Annotated in this window: 15 protein-coding genes and 1 tRNA gene; 3 read left to right on the top strand and 13 right to left on the bottom strand. The window is 61.7% G+C overall.

The features are described from left to right. Positions 1–48: 48 nt before the first annotated feature. From BM382_RS15765 to dapA, 10 genes are all read right to left on the bottom strand, one after another. A complete protein-coding gene (locus BM382_RS15765) occupies positions 49–1,800 on the bottom strand; it encodes a ShlB/FhaC/HecB family hemolysin secretion/activation protein (RefSeq protein WP_072443266.1) in 1,752 nt (583 codons plus the stop codon). Next, positions 1,775–2,533, bottom strand: a complete 759-nt coding sequence (locus BM382_RS15760; RefSeq protein ID WP_011059803.1) for a fimbria/pilus periplasmic chaperone — start codon at positions 2,531–2,533, stop codon at positions 1,775–1,777. Before BM382_RS15760 ends, BM382_RS15765 begins: the two co-directional genes overlap by 26 nt. Then, complete coding sequence (locus tag BM382_RS15755) at positions 2,533–5,115, bottom strand: fimbria/pilus outer membrane usher protein (protein WP_019095804.1); 2,583 nt, start codon at positions 5,113–5,115, stop codon at positions 2,533–2,535. Before BM382_RS15755 ends, BM382_RS15760 begins: the two co-directional genes overlap by 1 nt. Before the next feature lie 175 nt (positions 5,116–5,290). Beyond that, the gene (locus BM382_RS15750) at positions 5,291–6,034 is read right to left on the bottom strand and encodes a fimbrial biogenesis chaperone (protein ID WP_011059801.1); all 744 of its coding nucleotides are present in this window, start codon (positions 6,032–6,034) and stop codon (positions 5,291–5,293) included. 27 nt (positions 6,035–6,061) lie between these two features. After that, positions 6,062–6,628 carry a fimbrial protein gene (locus BM382_RS15745; protein ID WP_011059800.1) on the bottom strand — a complete coding sequence of 189 codons (567 nt, stop codon included), beginning with the start codon at positions 6,626–6,628 and terminating at the stop codon, positions 6,062–6,064. Between the two features lie 576 nt (positions 6,629–7,204). After that, positions 7,205–7,294, bottom strand: a tRNA-Ser gene (locus BM382_RS15740). 84 nt (positions 7,295–7,378) lie between these two features. Continuing rightward, a complete protein-coding gene (gene purC / locus BM382_RS15735) occupies positions 7,379–8,092 on the bottom strand; it encodes a phosphoribosylaminoimidazolesuccinocarboxamide synthase (RefSeq protein ID WP_011059799.1) in 714 nt (237 codons plus the stop codon). 28 nt (positions 8,093–8,120) lie between these two features. After that, positions 8,121–8,879 (bottom strand): MBL fold metallo-hydrolase, encoded by a 759-nt coding sequence (locus BM382_RS15730; protein WP_072443264.1) that lies wholly within the window; start codon positions 8,877–8,879, stop codon positions 8,121–8,123. A 4-nt stretch (positions 8,880–8,883) separates the two neighbouring features. Next, positions 8,884–9,999, bottom strand: coding sequence for an outer membrane protein assembly factor BamC (bamC, locus tag BM382_RS15725; RefSeq protein ID WP_011059797.1), 1,116 nt, complete (start codon positions 9,997–9,999; stop codon positions 8,884–8,886). Between the two features lie 17 nt (positions 10,000–10,016). Further along, entirely contained in the window at positions 10,017–10,895 is an 879-nt protein-coding gene (gene dapA, locus BM382_RS15720) for a 4-hydroxy-tetrahydrodipicolinate synthase (RefSeq protein ID WP_011059796.1), read from the bottom strand. 326 nt (positions 10,896–11,221) lie between these two features. On the opposite strand from dapA, the gene BM382_RS15715 reads away from it, so the two are divergent. Together BM382_RS15715 and BM382_RS15710 are read left to right on the top strand one after the other, a co-directional pair. Beyond that, complete coding sequence (locus BM382_RS15715) at positions 11,222–11,782, top strand: glycine cleavage system transcriptional repressor (protein WP_011059795.1); 561 nt, start codon at positions 11,222–11,224, stop codon at positions 11,780–11,782. A 9-nt stretch (positions 11,783–11,791) separates the two neighbouring features. Next, complete coding sequence (locus BM382_RS15710; protein WP_011059794.1) at positions 11,792–12,265, top strand: peroxiredoxin; 474 nt, start codon at positions 11,792–11,794, stop codon at positions 12,263–12,265. Positions 12,266–12,301: 36 nt separating this feature from the next. Here the strand turns inward: BM382_RS15710 and BM382_RS15705 are convergent, their stop codons facing one another. Together BM382_RS15705 and BM382_RS15700 are read right to left on the bottom strand one after the other, a co-directional pair. Beyond that, positions 12,302–13,372, bottom strand: coding sequence for an AI-2E family transporter (locus BM382_RS15705; protein ID WP_011059793.1), 1,071 nt, complete (start codon positions 13,370–13,372; stop codon positions 12,302–12,304). A 40-nt stretch (positions 13,373–13,412) separates the two neighbouring features. Next, positions 13,413–13,652: a sulfurtransferase TusA family protein gene (locus BM382_RS15700; protein ID WP_072443262.1), complete on the bottom strand. Its 240-nt coding sequence runs from the start codon at positions 13,650–13,652 to the stop codon at positions 13,413–13,415. 232 nt (positions 13,653–13,884) lie between these two features. Here BM382_RS15700 and BM382_RS15695 point away from each other — a divergent pair, with 232 nt between their 5' ends. Beyond that, a complete protein-coding gene (locus BM382_RS15695) occupies positions 13,885–15,318 on the top strand; it encodes a M48 family metalloprotease (RefSeq protein WP_011059791.1) in 1,434 nt (477 codons plus the stop codon). A gap of 75 nt (positions 15,319–15,393) precedes the next feature. Here BM382_RS15695 and BM382_RS15690 read toward each other — a convergent pair whose 3' ends face one another. Beyond that, complete coding sequence (locus tag BM382_RS15690; RefSeq protein WP_011059790.1) at positions 15,394–16,824, bottom strand: DegQ family serine endoprotease; 1,431 nt, start codon at positions 16,822–16,824, stop codon at positions 15,394–15,396. Between the last annotated feature and the right edge of the window lie 161 nt (positions 16,825–16,985).

Below are 16,985 nucleotides of genomic sequence, written 5' to 3'. Positions count from 1 at the left end.
CCTGCAACCTATGCAGGACGGCACCACCTCCGAAGCACACGCCGGCCTTCAGAAATACTGTGTCGCGCTGGCCCAGATCCGCGGCGTGCGCTCGGGCCCGCTGCCTTCCTGGTTGTTGTCCAGGGCCCAGGCACTGGTCACGCTGATCTGTTGCGAAGGACCGCTCCAACTGGCACCCACACCGGCGCCCGACAACTGGCGGCGGTTCTCGTCGTGGATCCAGGGGCTCTTGTTGACCTGCACCGCGCCGTGATCGACAAACGCCTTGAGCTGCCAGCGCGGGGCCAGGAGAAAGCGCAGTTCCAGGCTGGTCTGCCAGCCCTGGTCGCCACTGCTGGTCCCCTGGGGATAGGCGCGCACATCGAAGGGGCCGCCGATGCCGAATTTTTCCGAGCTGTCCAGGTTGGTCGAGGACCATTGGCCGTTGAACTGGCCATAGAGCTGAAAGCGCGGGCTCAGGTACTGCAGGCGCGCGGCATTGAGGTTGAGCTTCTGAAAGCCACCGTTGGTGCCGGCCGTGAAATGGTCGCGCCACTGGTCCATCGGGTCGTCGATGCTCAACCGGCCACTGCCGTAGGTGAGGTAGAAGAAGTTCTGCCCGCCGCCGAGCAGGCTGTCCTGGGAGTTGCCGTTGAGGCTCAGGCTCCACAGTTCCACATGCTTCTGGCTGCTGACTTCGAACAGGTCGATGTCGTCGCGCAGGCGCTTGTCCTCGTACTGCAACTGGGCGCTGAGATCGAAGGTGCGGCTGCGGATCAGCGGCTGAGTGATGAAGACACTGCCGATGCTCGCCTGGCCGTGGGCCTCCAGCACCTCGAAGTCCCGGCTCAACTCGTAGTTCATCCGCGAATAGGCCACGCCCACACTGGTGGACCAGGGGCCCAGGGGAAGCTTGTAGGCGGCGCGGTAGTAACGCTGGTCCTCATCGCTGCCGAGCAGGCGCAGGTTGAACTGATCGCCCAGGCGCAAGGGGTTGTTGAGGTTGAGGCTGCCCCCGAGGCGGTATTCGCCGGTGTAGTAGCCGCCGAAGTTGTCGGCTTCCAGGGTGCCGCTGGCCCAGGGCCCGGGCTGCGCATTGACCAGCAGGTCGGTGGTGCCGCGCTGCTCGCCGGCACTGAGAGTGCCCTTGACCCGGACCCCGGGAAGGTCGCTCAACAGCAGCAGGCTGCGTTCAAGATCTTCACTGCGGACCGCGGTATCGCTGTGCAGTGACGACAGCGGGCCTGTGATCACCGAATTCAGGGCCCGGGACTGGTTGTTCACTTGAATACGACCGTAGCGACCTTCCATGACCTCGATACGCACCACGCCGTCCTCGATGTCCTGGGCCGGCAGGAAGGCCCGGGCCAGCATGTAGCCCTGGTTCTGGTAATAGGTCGTCAGGCGCTCGGCGGCCGCGCGCAGCTGGTTCAGGTCCAGCTCCTGGCCCTTGAGGTCCGCCAGCAGGGCTTGCAGCGTCTCGTTGCTGAACACCTGGTTGCCGACGATCACGAAGTCGTTGACCTGCAAGCGGATGCCGGAGGTGTCCGGAGCCTGGGCAGGGGCGCTCGGCGGCTTCGCCGGCAGGTCCAGCTCCGGTGCCGGCTGCTCCGGCAAGGCCGGTTGCGTGGCCTGGATGTCGCGCATCGCCTGCCCGGCGTTGGGCACATACACCGCGGCAGCCGCCACTGCGGGCAACATCAGCAGCAAGCCCAGGCAGCCCCCGGACAATCGCTGCCAGCGCCGTTCAAGGCCCCCCGCAAGCAGGCTGTTCGATGACTTGCCCAAGGCAACTTCAGTCTTGTATCCGCGCACTTCCACTCAGCGTCTCCCCGCTGTCAGTTGCCACTTGGTAATGAACCACCGCCTGATCCGGGGTAATTCCCTGCATATCGGGCAGGGCGATCCGCGTCGAGCCGAAGGGCTCCACGGTGATCCCCTGCAATGTGATTGATCGATTGCCGCTGCCCAGCGCCACCTCAGCGAAGGACACGTAGTACGGGGTCGGGTTGCCGGCCAGCAGCGCAGCGCCAGCCTGCCCCGGCGCCACAAGGCTCCAGCGCAACTGGCGGACCGCTTCGTCAGCCTTGCCGGACAAGCCCTGGGGGCGGTACAGCAGCTTCATGCGCATGCGCGATGCCAGCCGCAGCAAGTCGTCCTTCGCGGCCGCCAGGGGCGGTACTTCGAGAAAGTTGATCCAGAACACCGACTCCCGATCGCCGGGCAATGGCTCGCCGCTGTAGCGCAGGACCAGGGCTGCGTTCTGCCTTGGCTCGAGCCGGGAGATGGGTGGCGACAGCACGAACGGCACCACCAGGGCGCTGGGGTCGACCTCGGCGTCGCCCTTGTCCAGCCAGGCCTGCAACAGGATCGGCGCACGGCCGCTATTGCCGACCCGGATGCTGATGGCCGGCTTGTCGGCGGGATAGATGAACCGTGTGCCGACAATCGACAGGTCGGCCTGGGCCCAGCCGCTGGACAAGGCCAGCAGCCCCAGCAGCCACCGGCAACCACGCAGGGAGCAAAGACGGCGATATCCGCCTTGATGGCCCATCAAGGCCGCTCCTCTACGGAACCTGCCGGCATCGCCCGGCAGGGGCGCTGAAGCACCACATAGCCCGTGGCGGAGGCCGTATCGCGGGGCGGCAACTGGTAGTCGATCAGGCACTGCTGATCCGGCTCCTGGCCCCATTCCACGCGAATCGTGCCCTGGTCCTGCTCGGTACGCAGCACCAGGCGGCTGCCCTGGCCCACCGCCCCCAGCTCGGCACCGTCCTGGGCATCGACGGCCACGGCAGCAAACGGCAACTGCTGGCCATCGGGCTGCTGGCTGTCGATCAGCACCGCACGCGCCCTGCGGGTCGGGTACGAAAGCATCACCACCGCCCCCGCCACCGGCGCCACATGGCGCGAGCTGAGCAGCAGCTCGACGTCGTCGGCAACGCCAGTGGGGTCGATGTCCACGGTGTTCAATTGATAGGGGCTCAGGCTGGAGACCACGGCATAGCCGCTTCCATCCACCCGCGTATCGGCATAGCCGACCCGGGCGCCCTTGGCATCGGGAGCATGCACCAGGCCCGTGGTTTCACTCAGGGTCTGGGCGAAGGTCAAGCCACCCGAATGCAGCACCATGCCCCCGGAAGCCCCCAGAGACTGCTGGCGATAGTCGCGGCCCTGGGAAAAGCTCGAACTCAGGGAAACCTCGGGCAGGAAATAGTTGAGGCTGGCGTTGGTCGAGGTTTCGCCCTGGCGCTGGTCATGGGCGGCGGACAACGCATAGGTGGCGTCGCCATCCTTGTCCAGTACGCCGGAAATGCCGCTGGTGTAGTGCGCGCCAGAACGCTTGTCATGGCTGGCGTAGCTGTTGATCGTGGTACCCCGGCGCCCTTCCCGCCCCAGGGGAATCGACAGGCTGAAGCTGAAAAACGTGTTGTCCGCCCCCGCGCCTGCCCGCGAACCACTGCTGGAAGCACGCATGCGCTGAGCCATGAAGGAGTAGCTGTTACCGCGCCACTGGTTGCTGTAGCCCATGGCGAAGTTCAGGGTCTGGCCCTGGCGATTCCAGTACTGGAGGCTGGAGCCCGTGGCATAGAGCTGCCCTGCGCCGTCGCCCAGTTGCTGGTTGATGTTGATATCCAGGCGGTCACGGACCCGGGCGAACGAGTCGACGCTCTCGCCCTGGTTGACGTGGTCCTGCAGGCTGATGGCGTCATGCAGGCCCAGGTAACCGCTGGTGGAATAGCGGTAGGCCAGCAATGAGAAGTTGGTCCCGCTGTTGGGCAGGTTCTTGCTGTAGGACAGGCGCACGCTTTGGCCCTGCATGCTGCCGCCCCGGGGCAGCTCGGTTCGGGCCTGGGTCAGGTCCAGGCCAAAAGCCCCGAGGGAAGTATTCAGTGCGCTGCCGATCAACGCCGACATGTAGCTGCCGGTGAGTGCCGTGCCGGCATAACCGGTCAATTGGTTATCCAGGCCGTAGTGCAGGGTGCCCTGGGCCACATATTGCTCGCTGCCACCGAGCCCGGGGTTCGCCACCTTGCCCGCCGTCAGGCTGTAGCGTGAGGTGCCGGGGCGCAGGGTTTGCACGGTGGTGGCAAAAGGTACGGTAAAGCGGCTGGTCTGGCCGTTGGCCTCGGTGACCGTCACGTCCAGATCACCACCAAAGCTTGCCGCTTGCAGATCGGAAATCTCGAACGGCCCCGGTGCAACGGAGGTTTCATAGATCATGTAGCCGCGCTGATAGACCGAGACCTTGGCATTGGTGCTGGCCGTGCCGCGGATCTGCGGTGCGTAGTAGCGCTGGCTCTCGGGCAACATGCGCGGGTCGCTGGCCAGCCGGACACCGCGAAACGATACCGAGTCGAACAGATCGGCTTCGGTCACGCTCTCTCCCACCAGCAACTGCGAGTGCCAGGCCGGCAGGTCGGTCTGGGCATAGATGTAACCGCGCTGATAATGGCCGCCCACCTCCGGCGACCAGGTGGCGGTACCGCTGTGACGCAGACGCCAGTCACCCAGGTTGAGCCCCAGGTTGAGCCCGGCATAGCCATCGGTCTGGCTTCGCCCATTGCTCTGGGAACTGAACAGGCTGGTGTTGTAGTTGAGCGTGGCCGCGGACACGCCGTAATCCCAGCTCGCCGGATCGACATAGGTTTTCGACAGGTTCTGCTGCAGGAAAAGCTGCGGCACCGACAACTCGATCTTCTGTTCCGCAATTTTGACGCGGGTGGTCGCGCCAGGGATGTAGCTGCCCAGGTCGCCGCAAAACAGCCCATCGCCCATGAGAGGGTGAGAGGAATGGGTGCCCAGGCTCGCATCGGTCTTTTTCAAGTCGATACCCAACTGCTGCAACAACGAACGGTCGTAGCACGGCTGGCTGCCCTGGGGGTCATCGCTGGCGCGGAACTGGATTTCCTGCAACGCCCGCCACTGACTGCTCACCAGCACATCAAGCAAGTATGTGCCGGGCGCGACATAGCCCAATTGTTGAAAGCGCGAGGTATCGATGGGAGTGCCCTTACCTTGAAATAGCATCTGGCTGTCGAACAACACATCCTGGCTGGAGCCCGTATCCGCAGCCTCTGCCGTCGCCGGCGCGATGCCGTCCTGGTCGGCCACCAGCACCATGGAATTGCTCATCAGCACCGCCGCCAGACACAGTGACTGCGTCGCCGGAACCCGTCTGCGGCCGGATGAAGGCCCAGAACAGCTCGCACGCAAATGCCGATGGCACGGAATACGCGACATAACGAGATCCCTGCCCCTCAAGAAAACCAAGCCACTGAAAAGCCCGCAGAAGTGATGAGGTACCCCGTCAAAGAAGCGACTTTTTCAGCAGGCCTCGGCCGCCGAAATCATCGATCACCTCATATTCGATTGATGCCTTGGTCGGCTGTGACGGAGCGCTCGCTGGCCAGGGGAAAGACTCATATCCGAAGGGTGCGACCATGCCTGGCTTCAAATCGATTCGACGGCCTGACACAGCAACTTCCATGCGTCCGAAGGACACGTAATAAGGTGTTGGGTTAAACACTTTGATAACCGGAACTTGCGAAGCGCCTGCTCGACTTAATTCCCACTTGAGCTTTTCGCCAGCCATGCCCGCATTGCCAATCAAGTTGTCAGGGCGGAAGAAAATCTTGATCCGAGTCCTGAATGCAAACTGCAACACGTTCTCGTCCTGTTTTCGCCGTGGTGGCGTTTCCAGTACATTCAGCCAGAACAACGATTCGCGATCTTTTGCCAAGGGTTCTTTTGAATAAGACACACGCAATATTGCCGAGCCTCCCGCTTCCACCCGGCTGACTGCTGGGGCCAGAAGAAAGGGAACCTTGATTTCCTCAGGAGACTTGTTGGCATCGCCTTCGTCGATCCAACTTTGCGCCAACAAGGCCACAGAGCCGGTGTTACTCAACTTCAATGTAACTTCACGAGCCTCTGCTGGATAAACCAGGCGCGTACCTTCCAGTACTATCCCGGCATGCGCGACCCCCGACAGTATCCCCAGGAACATGACACCGATAACGAGAGAATGAACAAAACGCGCAGTCGGCGTCATGACCTGCCCCTTAATAACTAACTGCTGTTATTGGTATGCAAGGGTGTAGCGGATGTAGGACACGCCCGAACCCGCACCGACGGAGGCTTCAGTAGATACGTAAGCGGCCTGGTACTTCAGGGTTGCAGTCTTTTCAGTGGAGATCGTAGCGACCTGGGGTGCGGCTTCCGCCTGACCCAGGACGATCTTCGCCGGAGTACTGCCGTGGTCGTTGTAGATCTGGATCTGCACGCCCCTTGCAGGCTTGCTACCGATCAGCTTGAGGTTGCCGGAGGCAGGGTCGACGTTGCCGAGTTGATCGAACTCGATGGAAACGCTCTTACCAGCAGTACAGCTGGCACCCGAAAGCTGTAGTACGAACGGTTTCAGCGTAGAAGTCTTGCCGATCTCGCTAAATACAGACGGGTTGATAGTACCGAGTTCAACGTTAGTCTCGTTACCTTCGCCCGGTGCCTTGCCGTTGATATCGCAGGTGGTGTCAGAGATGCTGCCACTGAACTTCACCACGCCATCGGTAGCCTGGGCAAAGGATGGAATCAATGCTGCCAGCATCAACCCGGAAGTTGCCATGGACAAGAGAGTCTTGCGTTTCATCTGATTTCCTTTTCCAAATGATTATAAGGAAGCAACAACAAAACACTTCCCTCCGAAAGCAACCGACAATAATACTGCCGCCAGCTTGGAAGAACGGATTTGCCTGACCTTATAAAAGTTAATTAATGCTGCTTGTTCCCGGCATCCCGGCCGGCTTGAACTACAAGTTCGGATCGGGTCTGCCAGCAGCGACCAAGCATATAGAAGAGTCGATTTATTTGGATCAAGATCACTACAGCATGATTTCCGGGAATGCTCCCGCAGAGAAACAGGAAATTTCTCGGAATGGGAAACCAACTTAAACAGCAGACAAACTAAAGTTATTCGCTAATAACAACTTCCTGGAATATCAATCCAATAGCCGATAACAGCATCAAGTATTGTGGACTATTGATATTTGGCCAAGCACCGCCGAATCGACCGGGCGCAGGACGCAGGACGCACTGATTCCGCCGGCGCTAACAGTTCGGCAGAAGGCGTTGCTGGAAAACGAGGGGGGGCGCACGGCCCGGGGCGGCCGATTGCGAGCAACAAAAAAGCCCCGGAAATCGATGATTTCCGGGGCTTTCATTTGTATGGCGGAGAGATAGGGATTCGAACCCTAGGTACCGGTGAAGGTACAACGGATTTCGAATCCGTCCCATTCGGCCACTCTGGCATCTCTCCAACGGCGCGCATCATAACAGCACCTTTGCTCGAAGCGAAGCCCCCCGAGCAAATTTTTTCCGTGCTATCAGATGCTTGCGTCGATTACAGCGGTACGCCGAGGCGCTGGGCCACTTCTTCGTAGGCTTCGATCACATCGCCCAGGCCCTGGCGGAAGCGGTCCTTGTCCATCTTCTTCTTGGTGTCCTTGTCCCACAGACGGCAACCGTCCGGGCTGAACTCGTCGCCCAGGACGATGGAGCCGTCGCTGAACACGCCGAACTCCAGCTTGAAGTCCACCAGCAGCAGGCCGGCGTCATCGAACAGCTTGCTCAGCACTTCGTTGACCTTGAGCGACAACTCTTTCATGCGCGCCAGTTGCTCGGCAGTACCCCAGCCGAATGCCACCACGTGGGATTCGTTGATGAACGGGTCGCCCTTGGCGTCGTCCTTGAGGAACAGCTCGAAGGTGTAGGGGTTGAGCTTCATGCCCTCTTCCACGCCCAGGCGCTTGACCAGGCTGCCGGCGGCGTAGTTGCGCACCACGCACTCCACCGGAATCATGTCGAGCTTCTTCACCAGGCATTCGTTGTCACCCAGCAGCTTGTCGAACTGGGTCGGCACGCCGGCGGCTTCGAGTTTCTGCATGATGAAGGCGTTGAACTTGTTGTTCACCATCCCCTTGCGGTCCAGCTGCTCGATGCGCTTGCCGTCGAACGCCGAGGTGTCGTTGCGAAACAGCAGGATCAAGCGGTCGGCGTCGTCGGTCTTGTAAACCGATTTGGCTTTGCCGCGGTAGAGTTCTTCACGTTTTTCCATGATGGGCTCCGCTTGCTAAGTAGGTGGGCTAGGCGATGTGGCGCCAGTCGAGCCCTGAATCTTGATCGGCCAGTTGCAGCCAGTCCGGGTCGCACCCGAGGGTGTCGACAAAACATTGCCGGGCCAGCTGCGGCAGGTTGTTCTTGCTGCTCAGATGAGCCAGGACCAGGTGCTGCAGGTCCTGCCATCCCAATTCGGCCACCAGGCTTGCGGCCTGATGGTTGTTCAAATGTCCCAGGTCGCCGCCAACCCGCTGCTTGAGAAAGTACGGGTAATAACCCCGTGCCAGCCGATCCCGGCAATGGTTGGCCTCGATCATCAAGGCATCCAGGCCACGGTAGCCGTCCAGCACCCCGGCGCAGTAGGAGCCGAGGTCGGTCAGCAGGCCGAAGCGCCGCCGGCCATCACTGAAGACAAATTGCGTAGGTTCCTGGGCGTCGTGGGCCACGGCAATCACGTCGATGCGCAAGGCGCCGATCTGCAGCGACTCGCCACCGCGGACAAAACCCGCGACCTCCACCGGTTTGCGCATCCCGCGCAAGGTGCCCTGGCTGAGGTAGACCGGTAGATTGTAGCGCCGAGACAGCAAACCCACGCCATGCACGTGGTCGGCATGTTCGTGGGTTACCAGGATGGCGCTCAACTGCGCGGGATCGACTCCCAGACGCAGCAGGCGCCGCTCGGTTTCCCGCAGGGAGAAACCACAATCCACCAGAACGCAGGTGTCGGCACTGACGATCAGCGTGCCATTCCCTTGGCTACCACTGCCGAGAACGGCAAAACGCATCGGATCAGCCCAGGTTGTCCTGAATCACGCCCAACACTTTGCGTGCCACATCGGCCGGCGCCACGGTGTTGATGTTCTTCTCGACGGTGACCTGGACGTTCTCGCCTACCTTGCTCAGGCGAACCTGATAGCGCTCGGCACGGGCTTCGATCTCTTCCTTGGCCGGCTTGCTGCCGAACAACTTGCCGAAGAAGCCCGGCTCGTCGTCTTTCTTCTCGGCTTTTTCCGCCAGGTTGATGTAGTACAGGCCCAGGCTGCGGTTGATGTCCTCAACCCGCCATTCACCCTGTTCCAGGGCACGGCCAACGCTGGACCAGGCGCGATCGAGGTCGGCGCCCAGGTTCAGCACCGGGTTGCCGCTGCCATCCTCGCTGAGGCTGACTCGGCTCGGGGTATCGAAATCGCGGGCCGCCAGCAGAGACACCGAACCGCCCTTCTCGGAGGTGCGGCTCATGCTTGCCAGCATGTCGTCCACCAGCGCTGCGTCCAGGCCGGTGTTGACCGAACGGTTGGTGAATTCCACGTCGGCAGTGCTGCCGGCGGGACGCTCGGCACTGACCACATAGACTTCACTGGTGTTGCGCTGCACGCCCGGCTCGATACGGACCCGTACGCGGGTTTCGCTGTCGGCGGCGACGCCGGCACTGCTCAGGCGCTTGGCCACGGCAGCGGAAAGTTCGTCGGAACGCTGCCAGCCGGTGGTGAACTCACCGGTTTGCGGGCGCTGCTGATCCAGGCGGAAACCGTTGTCCTGGAAGAACTGCACCGCCACTGGCCAGACTTCGGCCGGTGGATGCTGGGCCATGACCCAACGCGAATCGCCGCTCTTTTGCAGGGTGTAGTCGCTGGCATCGGCAATGGCCGACAGCGGCTGGGGACGAGGCACTTCGTACTCGCCCTTGACGTTGTCGTCGGCCACGTTGCGCGGAATCGGCAGCAGAGGGTCCAGACGCTTGGCGGTCTGTACATCCGGCGGCAATTGCATCGGTGCTGTTTGTTGCGCTTGCAGGTAATCGCTACCCCGGTCACGGAAGTAGCCTTCCGGGCCCCAGATCCAACCGCAGCCACTGGTGCTGGAGATAATCAAGGCAAGTGCGGAAAGTCCGGCCATTCGCTTCATGCGTTGTACTTCCTCAATTAAACCAAGACGCCGGACTGGCGCATGGCCTGCCGCAGCGGTTCGTGACAGGCGGCACTGAGCCAGGTGAGCGGCAGACGGATACCGTCCGGCATCAAGCCCATTTCGTGCAGGGCCCATTTCACGGGAATAGGGTTGGATTCGATGAACAGAGTCTTGTTCAGCGGCATCAGGGTCTCGTGGATCTCCCGGGCCTTGGCGGCATCGCCGGCCATGGCCGCGGCGCACATCTGGCTCATGGCCCGAGGCGCGACGTTGGCGGTCACCGAGATATTGCCCTTGCCGCCCAGCAGGATCAGCTCGACTGCGGTGGCGTCATCGCCGGAGTACACCAGGAAATCGCCGGGCACGCCGGCCAGGATGGCCTTGGCGCGCTGCAGGTCGCCGGTGGCTTCCTTGATGCCGATGATGTTCTTCACGCTGGACAGGCGGATCACGGTCTCGGCCTGCATGTCGCATGCGGTGCGGCCCGGAACGTTGTAGAGGATCTGCGGGATGTCCACGGCCTCGGCAATGGCGCGGAAATGCTGGTACAGGCCTTCCTGGGTCGGCTTGTTGTAGTACGGGGTCACCAGCAGGCACGCATCGGCGCCGGCGATCTTCGCATTGGTGGTCAGCTCGATCGCTTCGCGCGTCGAGTTGGCGCCGGTACCGGCGATCACCGGAATGCGCCCTGCAACCTGGGTGACCACCCGACGAATCACTTCGATGTGCTCGTTCACATCCAGGGTGGCCGACTCACCTGTGGTGCCGACCGCCACGATGGCGTTGGTGCCCTCTTGCAGGTGGAAGTCCACCAGTTTGCTCAGGCTGTCCCAGTCGAGATTTCCCTGTGCATCCATGGGTGTGACCAGTGCCACCATACTGCCCGCAATCATGCAACCGCTCCTGCCGGAAAAAGAGAGCGGTAATGGTACTGGCGCCAAGTTCCTTGCACAAGCGAAGTCCCGCGCCATGAGCATTCCCCTGAGCGATGGTTTTCGCTACCCTTCAGGCTTTGATCGCTACTGATAAGCGTGTAGACCGGGTTATCGCCTGCCTGTTGGATCTGCAAAGCCCCATTCCCGCGTTGCCAGCCTGTGTTCCGAGCGTTTCGGGGCCAGTCGCCGGCTTGTGGTCCGAGGCCTTGAAGTTCCGCCGGCGACGCTTGCCCGGTACTGGCTTGTCAAAAAGTACCGACCGCTCATCGCTTTAGGAATGCTGCATGTCCACCCCCACAGTTCGCGAACAATTCCTTGTCATCAGTGCCCTCGGCGCCAACCCCATGGAGCTGACCAACGTCCTGTGCCGCGCCAGCCATGAAAACCGCTGCGCCGTGGTGACGTCGCGCCTGACCCGGCATGGCGAGTGCAGCGCGCTGGTTCTGGAGATTTCCGGCAGCTGGGACGCCCTGGCGCGCCTGGAAAGCAGCCTGCCGTTCTTGGCCAAGAAGCATGCCTTCACGGTCAACGTGGTGCGCAGCGCCGCCCTGGAAAGCCGCCCCCAGGCCCTGCCTTATGTGGCCTACGTCAGCGCCGCGTACCGCTCGGACATCGTCAATGAGCTGTGCCAGTTCTTCATCGACCATCAGGTCGAGCTGGAAAACCTCACCTGCGATACCTACCAGGCTCCACAGACCGGCGGCACCATGCTCAATGCCACCTTTACCGTGACCCTGCCCGCCGGCACCCAGATCAGTTGGCTGCGCGACCAGTTCCTGGACTTTGCCGATGCCATGAACCTCGACGCGCTGATCGAACCCTGGCGCCCACAGAACCCCATGTAAGGAAGCCCCATGGCCGTTGCTATCGATCAACCTATTGCCGATTTCCAGGCCCCCGCCACCAGCGGGCAGACCGTCAGCCTGTCCGACCTCAAGGGCAAGCAAGTGGTGATCTACTTCTATCCCAAGGACAGCACCCCGGGCTGCACCACCGAAGGCCAGGGCTTTCGCGATCAATACGCCGCCTTCCAGGCTGCCAACACCGAAGTCTTCGGCGTTTCCCGCGACAGCCTGAAGTCCCACGAGAACTTCAAGTGCAAGCAGGAATTCCCCTTCGAGCTGATCAGCGACAAGGACGAAGCCGTCTGCCAGCTGTTTGACGTGATCAAGCTGAAGAAGCTCTACGGCAAGGAATACCTGGGCGTGGACCGCAGCACCTTCCTGATCGACAAGGACGGTGTGTTGCGCCAGGAATGGCGCGGGGTGAAGGTACCCGGGCACGTCGACGCCGTACTGGCCGCGGCCCAGGCCCTGAACAAGGCCTGAAATGACCGGGGCGGCTGTATCAGCCGCCCCGTTTATCTAGAGTAGAGGTGCCACCACCGGGTCCTTCCTGGGCCAGGCATCCAGCACTGCCTTGAACAGGGTCGCCAGGGGAATCGCAAAGAATATCCCCCAGAACCCCCACAGCCCGCCAAACAGCAGCACCGCACAGATGATCGCCACCGGGTGCAGGTTCACCGCGCCGGAGAACAGCAGTGGCACCAGCACGTTGCCATCCAGGGTCTGGATGATCCCGTAGACCGCCATCAGGTAGATGAACTGATCGCTCCAGCCCCACTGGAACAGCGCAATCAGCGCCACCGGTACCGTTACCACCACGGCGCCGACATAGGGCACCACCACCGAGACCCCCACCAGCAGAGCCAGCAAGGCCGCATAGTTCAGGCCCAGGGCGACGAAGGCGATGTAGGTCACCCCGCCACAGATGACGATCTCGATGACCTTGCCGCGAATGTAGTTGGCGATCTGCCGGTTCATTTCATGGGCCACGCGAGTAATCAGCGTACGTTCGCGGGGCAGATAGCTGATCACCCAGCGGCTGATCATCGCCCGATCCTTGAGGAAGAAGAACACCAGGATCGGCACCAGTACCAGGTAGATCATGATGTTCACCAGCAAGGGCAGGCTGGACAGGGAGAAGGTCAGCGCCCACTGGCCGAACTTGCCGATCTCGCCCCTGGCCACTTCGATGGCCTGCAGCACCTGCTCGTCGGACACAAGATGTGGGTAGCGCTCGGGCAACAGCAGCAACAGCGACTGCCACTTGGCGAGCATGCCCGGCAGCTCGTTGAACAGGGTGATCAACTGATGCCAGAGCAACGGCACCACCACCAGGATGAACACCAGCAGCAGCCCCATGAACAGCGCGAACACCAGCCCCACGGCCGCCCCGCCAGGCAGTCGCAGCCGCTCCAGGCTCACCACCAGCCCCTGCATCAGGTAGGCCAGGACCATCCCCGCCAGCACCGGCGCGAGCATGCCGCCCAGGGTCAGGACGGCAGTGAAGGCCAGAAACAGCAGAACGGCCAGCACCACCGCCTCTTCATCCGAGAAGTAGCGCTGAATCCAGTCACGTAGCACTTTGAACATCGATGTTCCTTAGATGAAGGCCCTCAAGGGCAGACTGCGCTCAGGCCTTTTTCAACCAGTAGCGATACACCCCGGCCTCATCCTCTTCACGCAGCAGGGTATGACCGGCCAGGCGGGCGAAAGTGCGGAAGTCACGCTGGGAGCCGGCATCGGTGGCAATGACCTTGAGTACCGAGCCACTGGCCAGGCGATTGAGTTCCATCTTGGCCTTGAGCAGCGGCAGCGGGCAGTTCAGGCCGCTGGCGTCCAGCTCGGCATCATGGGCGACAACATCGGTCATTGGGTTACTCCGATCATCAATTCAAGGCGTCTAGAATACCCTGCAAGCCAGGCCCACCGGCAATAAAGAAGGCCGACACCAGAGCACTGCCGCGCGCTGCCGGAGCCACGATCAGGTAGACGCCGGAATTTACCCAAAAGCACTTTTTATCCTCAGAGTTTTCACTGGCTTTGTCTGGTCCCCGGCCAGGTGTCCAGCTACAGTAGAGCCTTTGTCGATTAAGGCTTTGTGCATGAATGTATTGCGCCCTACCCTGCTGACGCTCGCTTGCCTGCTCGCCTCACCGGGCTTCGCCGACGACCTGCCGTCACTTGGTGATGCCAGTTCAGCCATTGTCTCTCCGCAACAGGAATACCAACTGGGCCGTGCCTGGCTGGCGTTGCTGCGCAGCCAGGTTTCGCAGCTCAACGACCCGCAACTCAAGGACTATGTCGAAACCAGCGTCTACAAACTGGTGGAAACCAGCCAGGTCAACGACCGGCGCCTGGAGTTCATCCTGATCAACAGCCCGCAGCTCAACGCCTTCGCCGCTCCCGGGGGAATCATCGGGGTCAATGGCGGGCTGTTCCTCAATGCCCAGACCGAAGGCGAGTACGCCTCGGTGCTGGCACACGAACTGGCGCACCTTTCCCAGCGCCACTTCGCCCGGGGGGTCGAAGCCCAGCAGCGCATGCAGGTGCCGATGATGGCCGCCCTGCTGGCCGGGATCGTGATTGCCGCCGCTGGCGCCGGGGACGCGGGGATCGCCACCATCGCCGGCACCCAGGCCGCAGCCATCCAGGAACAGCGGCGCTTCTCCCGGCAGAACGAGCAGGAAGCCGACCGCATCGGCATCCTCAACCTGGAAAAGGCCGGCTACGACCCGCGCTCGATGCCCACCATGTTCGAACGCCTGATGCGCCAGTACCGCTTCGATGCCAAGCCGCCGGAATTTCTCCTGACTCACCCGGTGACCGAATCGCGGATCGCCGACACCCGCAACCGCGCGGAACAGGCCCGGCAAGGCGGCACCGAAGACAGCCTGCGCTACCAGTTGATCCGCGCCCGGGTGCAACTGACCTATGAGGAATCGCCAGGGCTGGCCGCCAAGCGCTTTCGCGCGCAGCTCGATGAGAACCCGAAGAACGACATCGCTCGCTACGGCCTGGCCATCGCCCAGATCAAGGGCAGCCAGTGGAACGAAGCACGGGAAAACCTCAAGCCGCTGCTGGCCAAGTCGCCCAACGACGTGACCTACAACCTGGCTCAGATCGAACTGGACATGGCCAACAGCCGCCTGCCGGACGCGCAGACTCGGGTCGAAAGGATGCTCAACCTGTACCCGGGCAATTACCCCTTGAACCAGATCCGCGTGGACCTACTGCTCAAGCAGAACCGCCCGGCCGATGCCGAAAAGGCCCTGGAAGGCCTGCTGAAAAGCCGCCCGGACGACCCGGATGTCTGGTACCTGGTGGCGGAAACCCGCGGCCTGTCGGGTAATATTATCGGCCTGCACCAGGCCCGAGCCGAGTACTTCGCCCTGGTGGGCGACTATCGCCAGGCCATCCAGCAGCTGGACTTCGCCAAGCGCCGGGCCGGCAGCAACTTCCCCCTGTCGTCGAGGATCGACGCTCGCCAGCGCGAGATGATGGACCAGGAACAGATGGTCAAGGACATGATGCGCTGACATTGACGCAAGCCACAAAAAAGCCCGCCTCTTACGAGGCGGGCTTTTTATTGGGCAACCTCAGGGGCTGGCGAATTACTCGGCCAGCTTGAAGGTGATGAAGCTGGCTCGCCCCTGACGCAGTACCCGCATGGACACCGAGCGGTTCTTCGGCAATGCCTTGGCGATTTCAGTGAACTCCTTCGCCGAAGTGATCGCCTGATTGTTCAGGTGAGTGATCACGTCGCCCGGCTGCAAGCCGATCAGCGCCGCAGGACCGTCCTGGACTTCCTTGATGACTACCCCGCCCTTGAGGTCGAAGGCTTTCTTCTGCTCATCGTTGAGCTCGACCACCGCTACACCCAGACGATTGCTGCTGCGCTCGACACCCGACTTGGGCAGCATGCTCAGGTCTTTGTCTTCTTCAGGAATCGCGCCGACGGTCAGCTCGACATTCTTGCGCTTGCCGTCGCGGATCACTTCCAGGTTGGCCTTGGCCCCGGCCTTCAGCGCGCCTACCAGGTGCGGCAGGTCGGCCGACATGACGATGGGCTGGCCATTGAGGCTGAGGATCACGTCACCCACTTGCAGGCCGCCCTTGGCCGCCGGGCCATCATCCTGGATCTGTGCAACCAGCGCGCCGGCCGGTTTCTCCAGGCCGAAGGATTCAGCCAGGTCCTTGTTGACCTCCTGGATTACCACGCCAAGCCAGCCACGGCTGACTTTGCCACCGGTTTTCAGCTGGTTGGAAACGTCCATCGCCACATCGATCGGGATGGCGAAAGACACACCCATGAAACCACCGGAGCGGGTGTAGATCTGCGAGTTGATCCCCACCACTTCACCGGCCAGGTTGAACAGCGGGCCACCGGAGTTGCCCGGGTTGATCGGCACGTCGGTCTGGATGAACGGCACGTAGTTTTCGTTCGGCAGGCTGCGACCGATGGCACTGACGATACCCTGGGTCACGGTATGGTCGAAGCCGAACGGCGAGCCGATGGCCACCACCCACTGGCCGGCCTTGAGGTCCTGGGATTTACCCAGTTTCAGCACCGGCAGGTCTTTGCCATCGATTTTCAGCAGTGCTACGTCGGAGCGTGGGTCGGTACCGATCAGCTTGGCTTTCAGCTCACTGCGATCGGCCAGACGCACAAGAATTTCGTCCGCATCGGCGATCACGTGGTTGTTGGTGAGGATGTAACCGTCCGCGGAGATGATGAACCCGGAACCCAGCGACTGCGCTTCGCGCTGACGATCCCCGCGCGGAGAGCGTGGCTGGGGCATGCCCCGTTCGAAGAACTCGCGCAGCATTGGCGGCAGGCCTTCGAGATCGGGCATCTGAGCCGAATTGGAAACCCGGCGGTCCGGCAGTTTCTGCGTGGTACTGATGTTCACCACCGCAGGCGAGGCCTGCTCGACCAGTTGGGTGAAATCAGGCAGCTCGGCCGCCTGGGCAGAAACGGCCTGCCCAAGCACCAGCACGGTGGCAAGAATGGTGAAGTAGGACTTCAAGCGTGGTATCGACATACGGCTCCCGTTACGACGAGCGTGGTTAAGCGATATGGAACAGCAAATACCGAAACTGCAGGGGCGGCATCTTTGTTCCAGGAACGACAAATAAGGTCAGAACCGAGGGGGTTCTGACCTATAGAAAAACTCTGGGAATTTTGCAAATGAAATTGCTGACC

This window comes from Pseudomonas sp. NFPP25, assembly GCF_900116505.1.
Classification (GTDB): Bacteria; Pseudomonadota; Gammaproteobacteria; order Pseudomonadales; family Pseudomonadaceae; genus Aquipseudomonas; species Aquipseudomonas protegens.
Note: the sequence above shows the minus strand (reverse complement) of the source record. Positions and strands in the feature narration are given on the sequence as shown.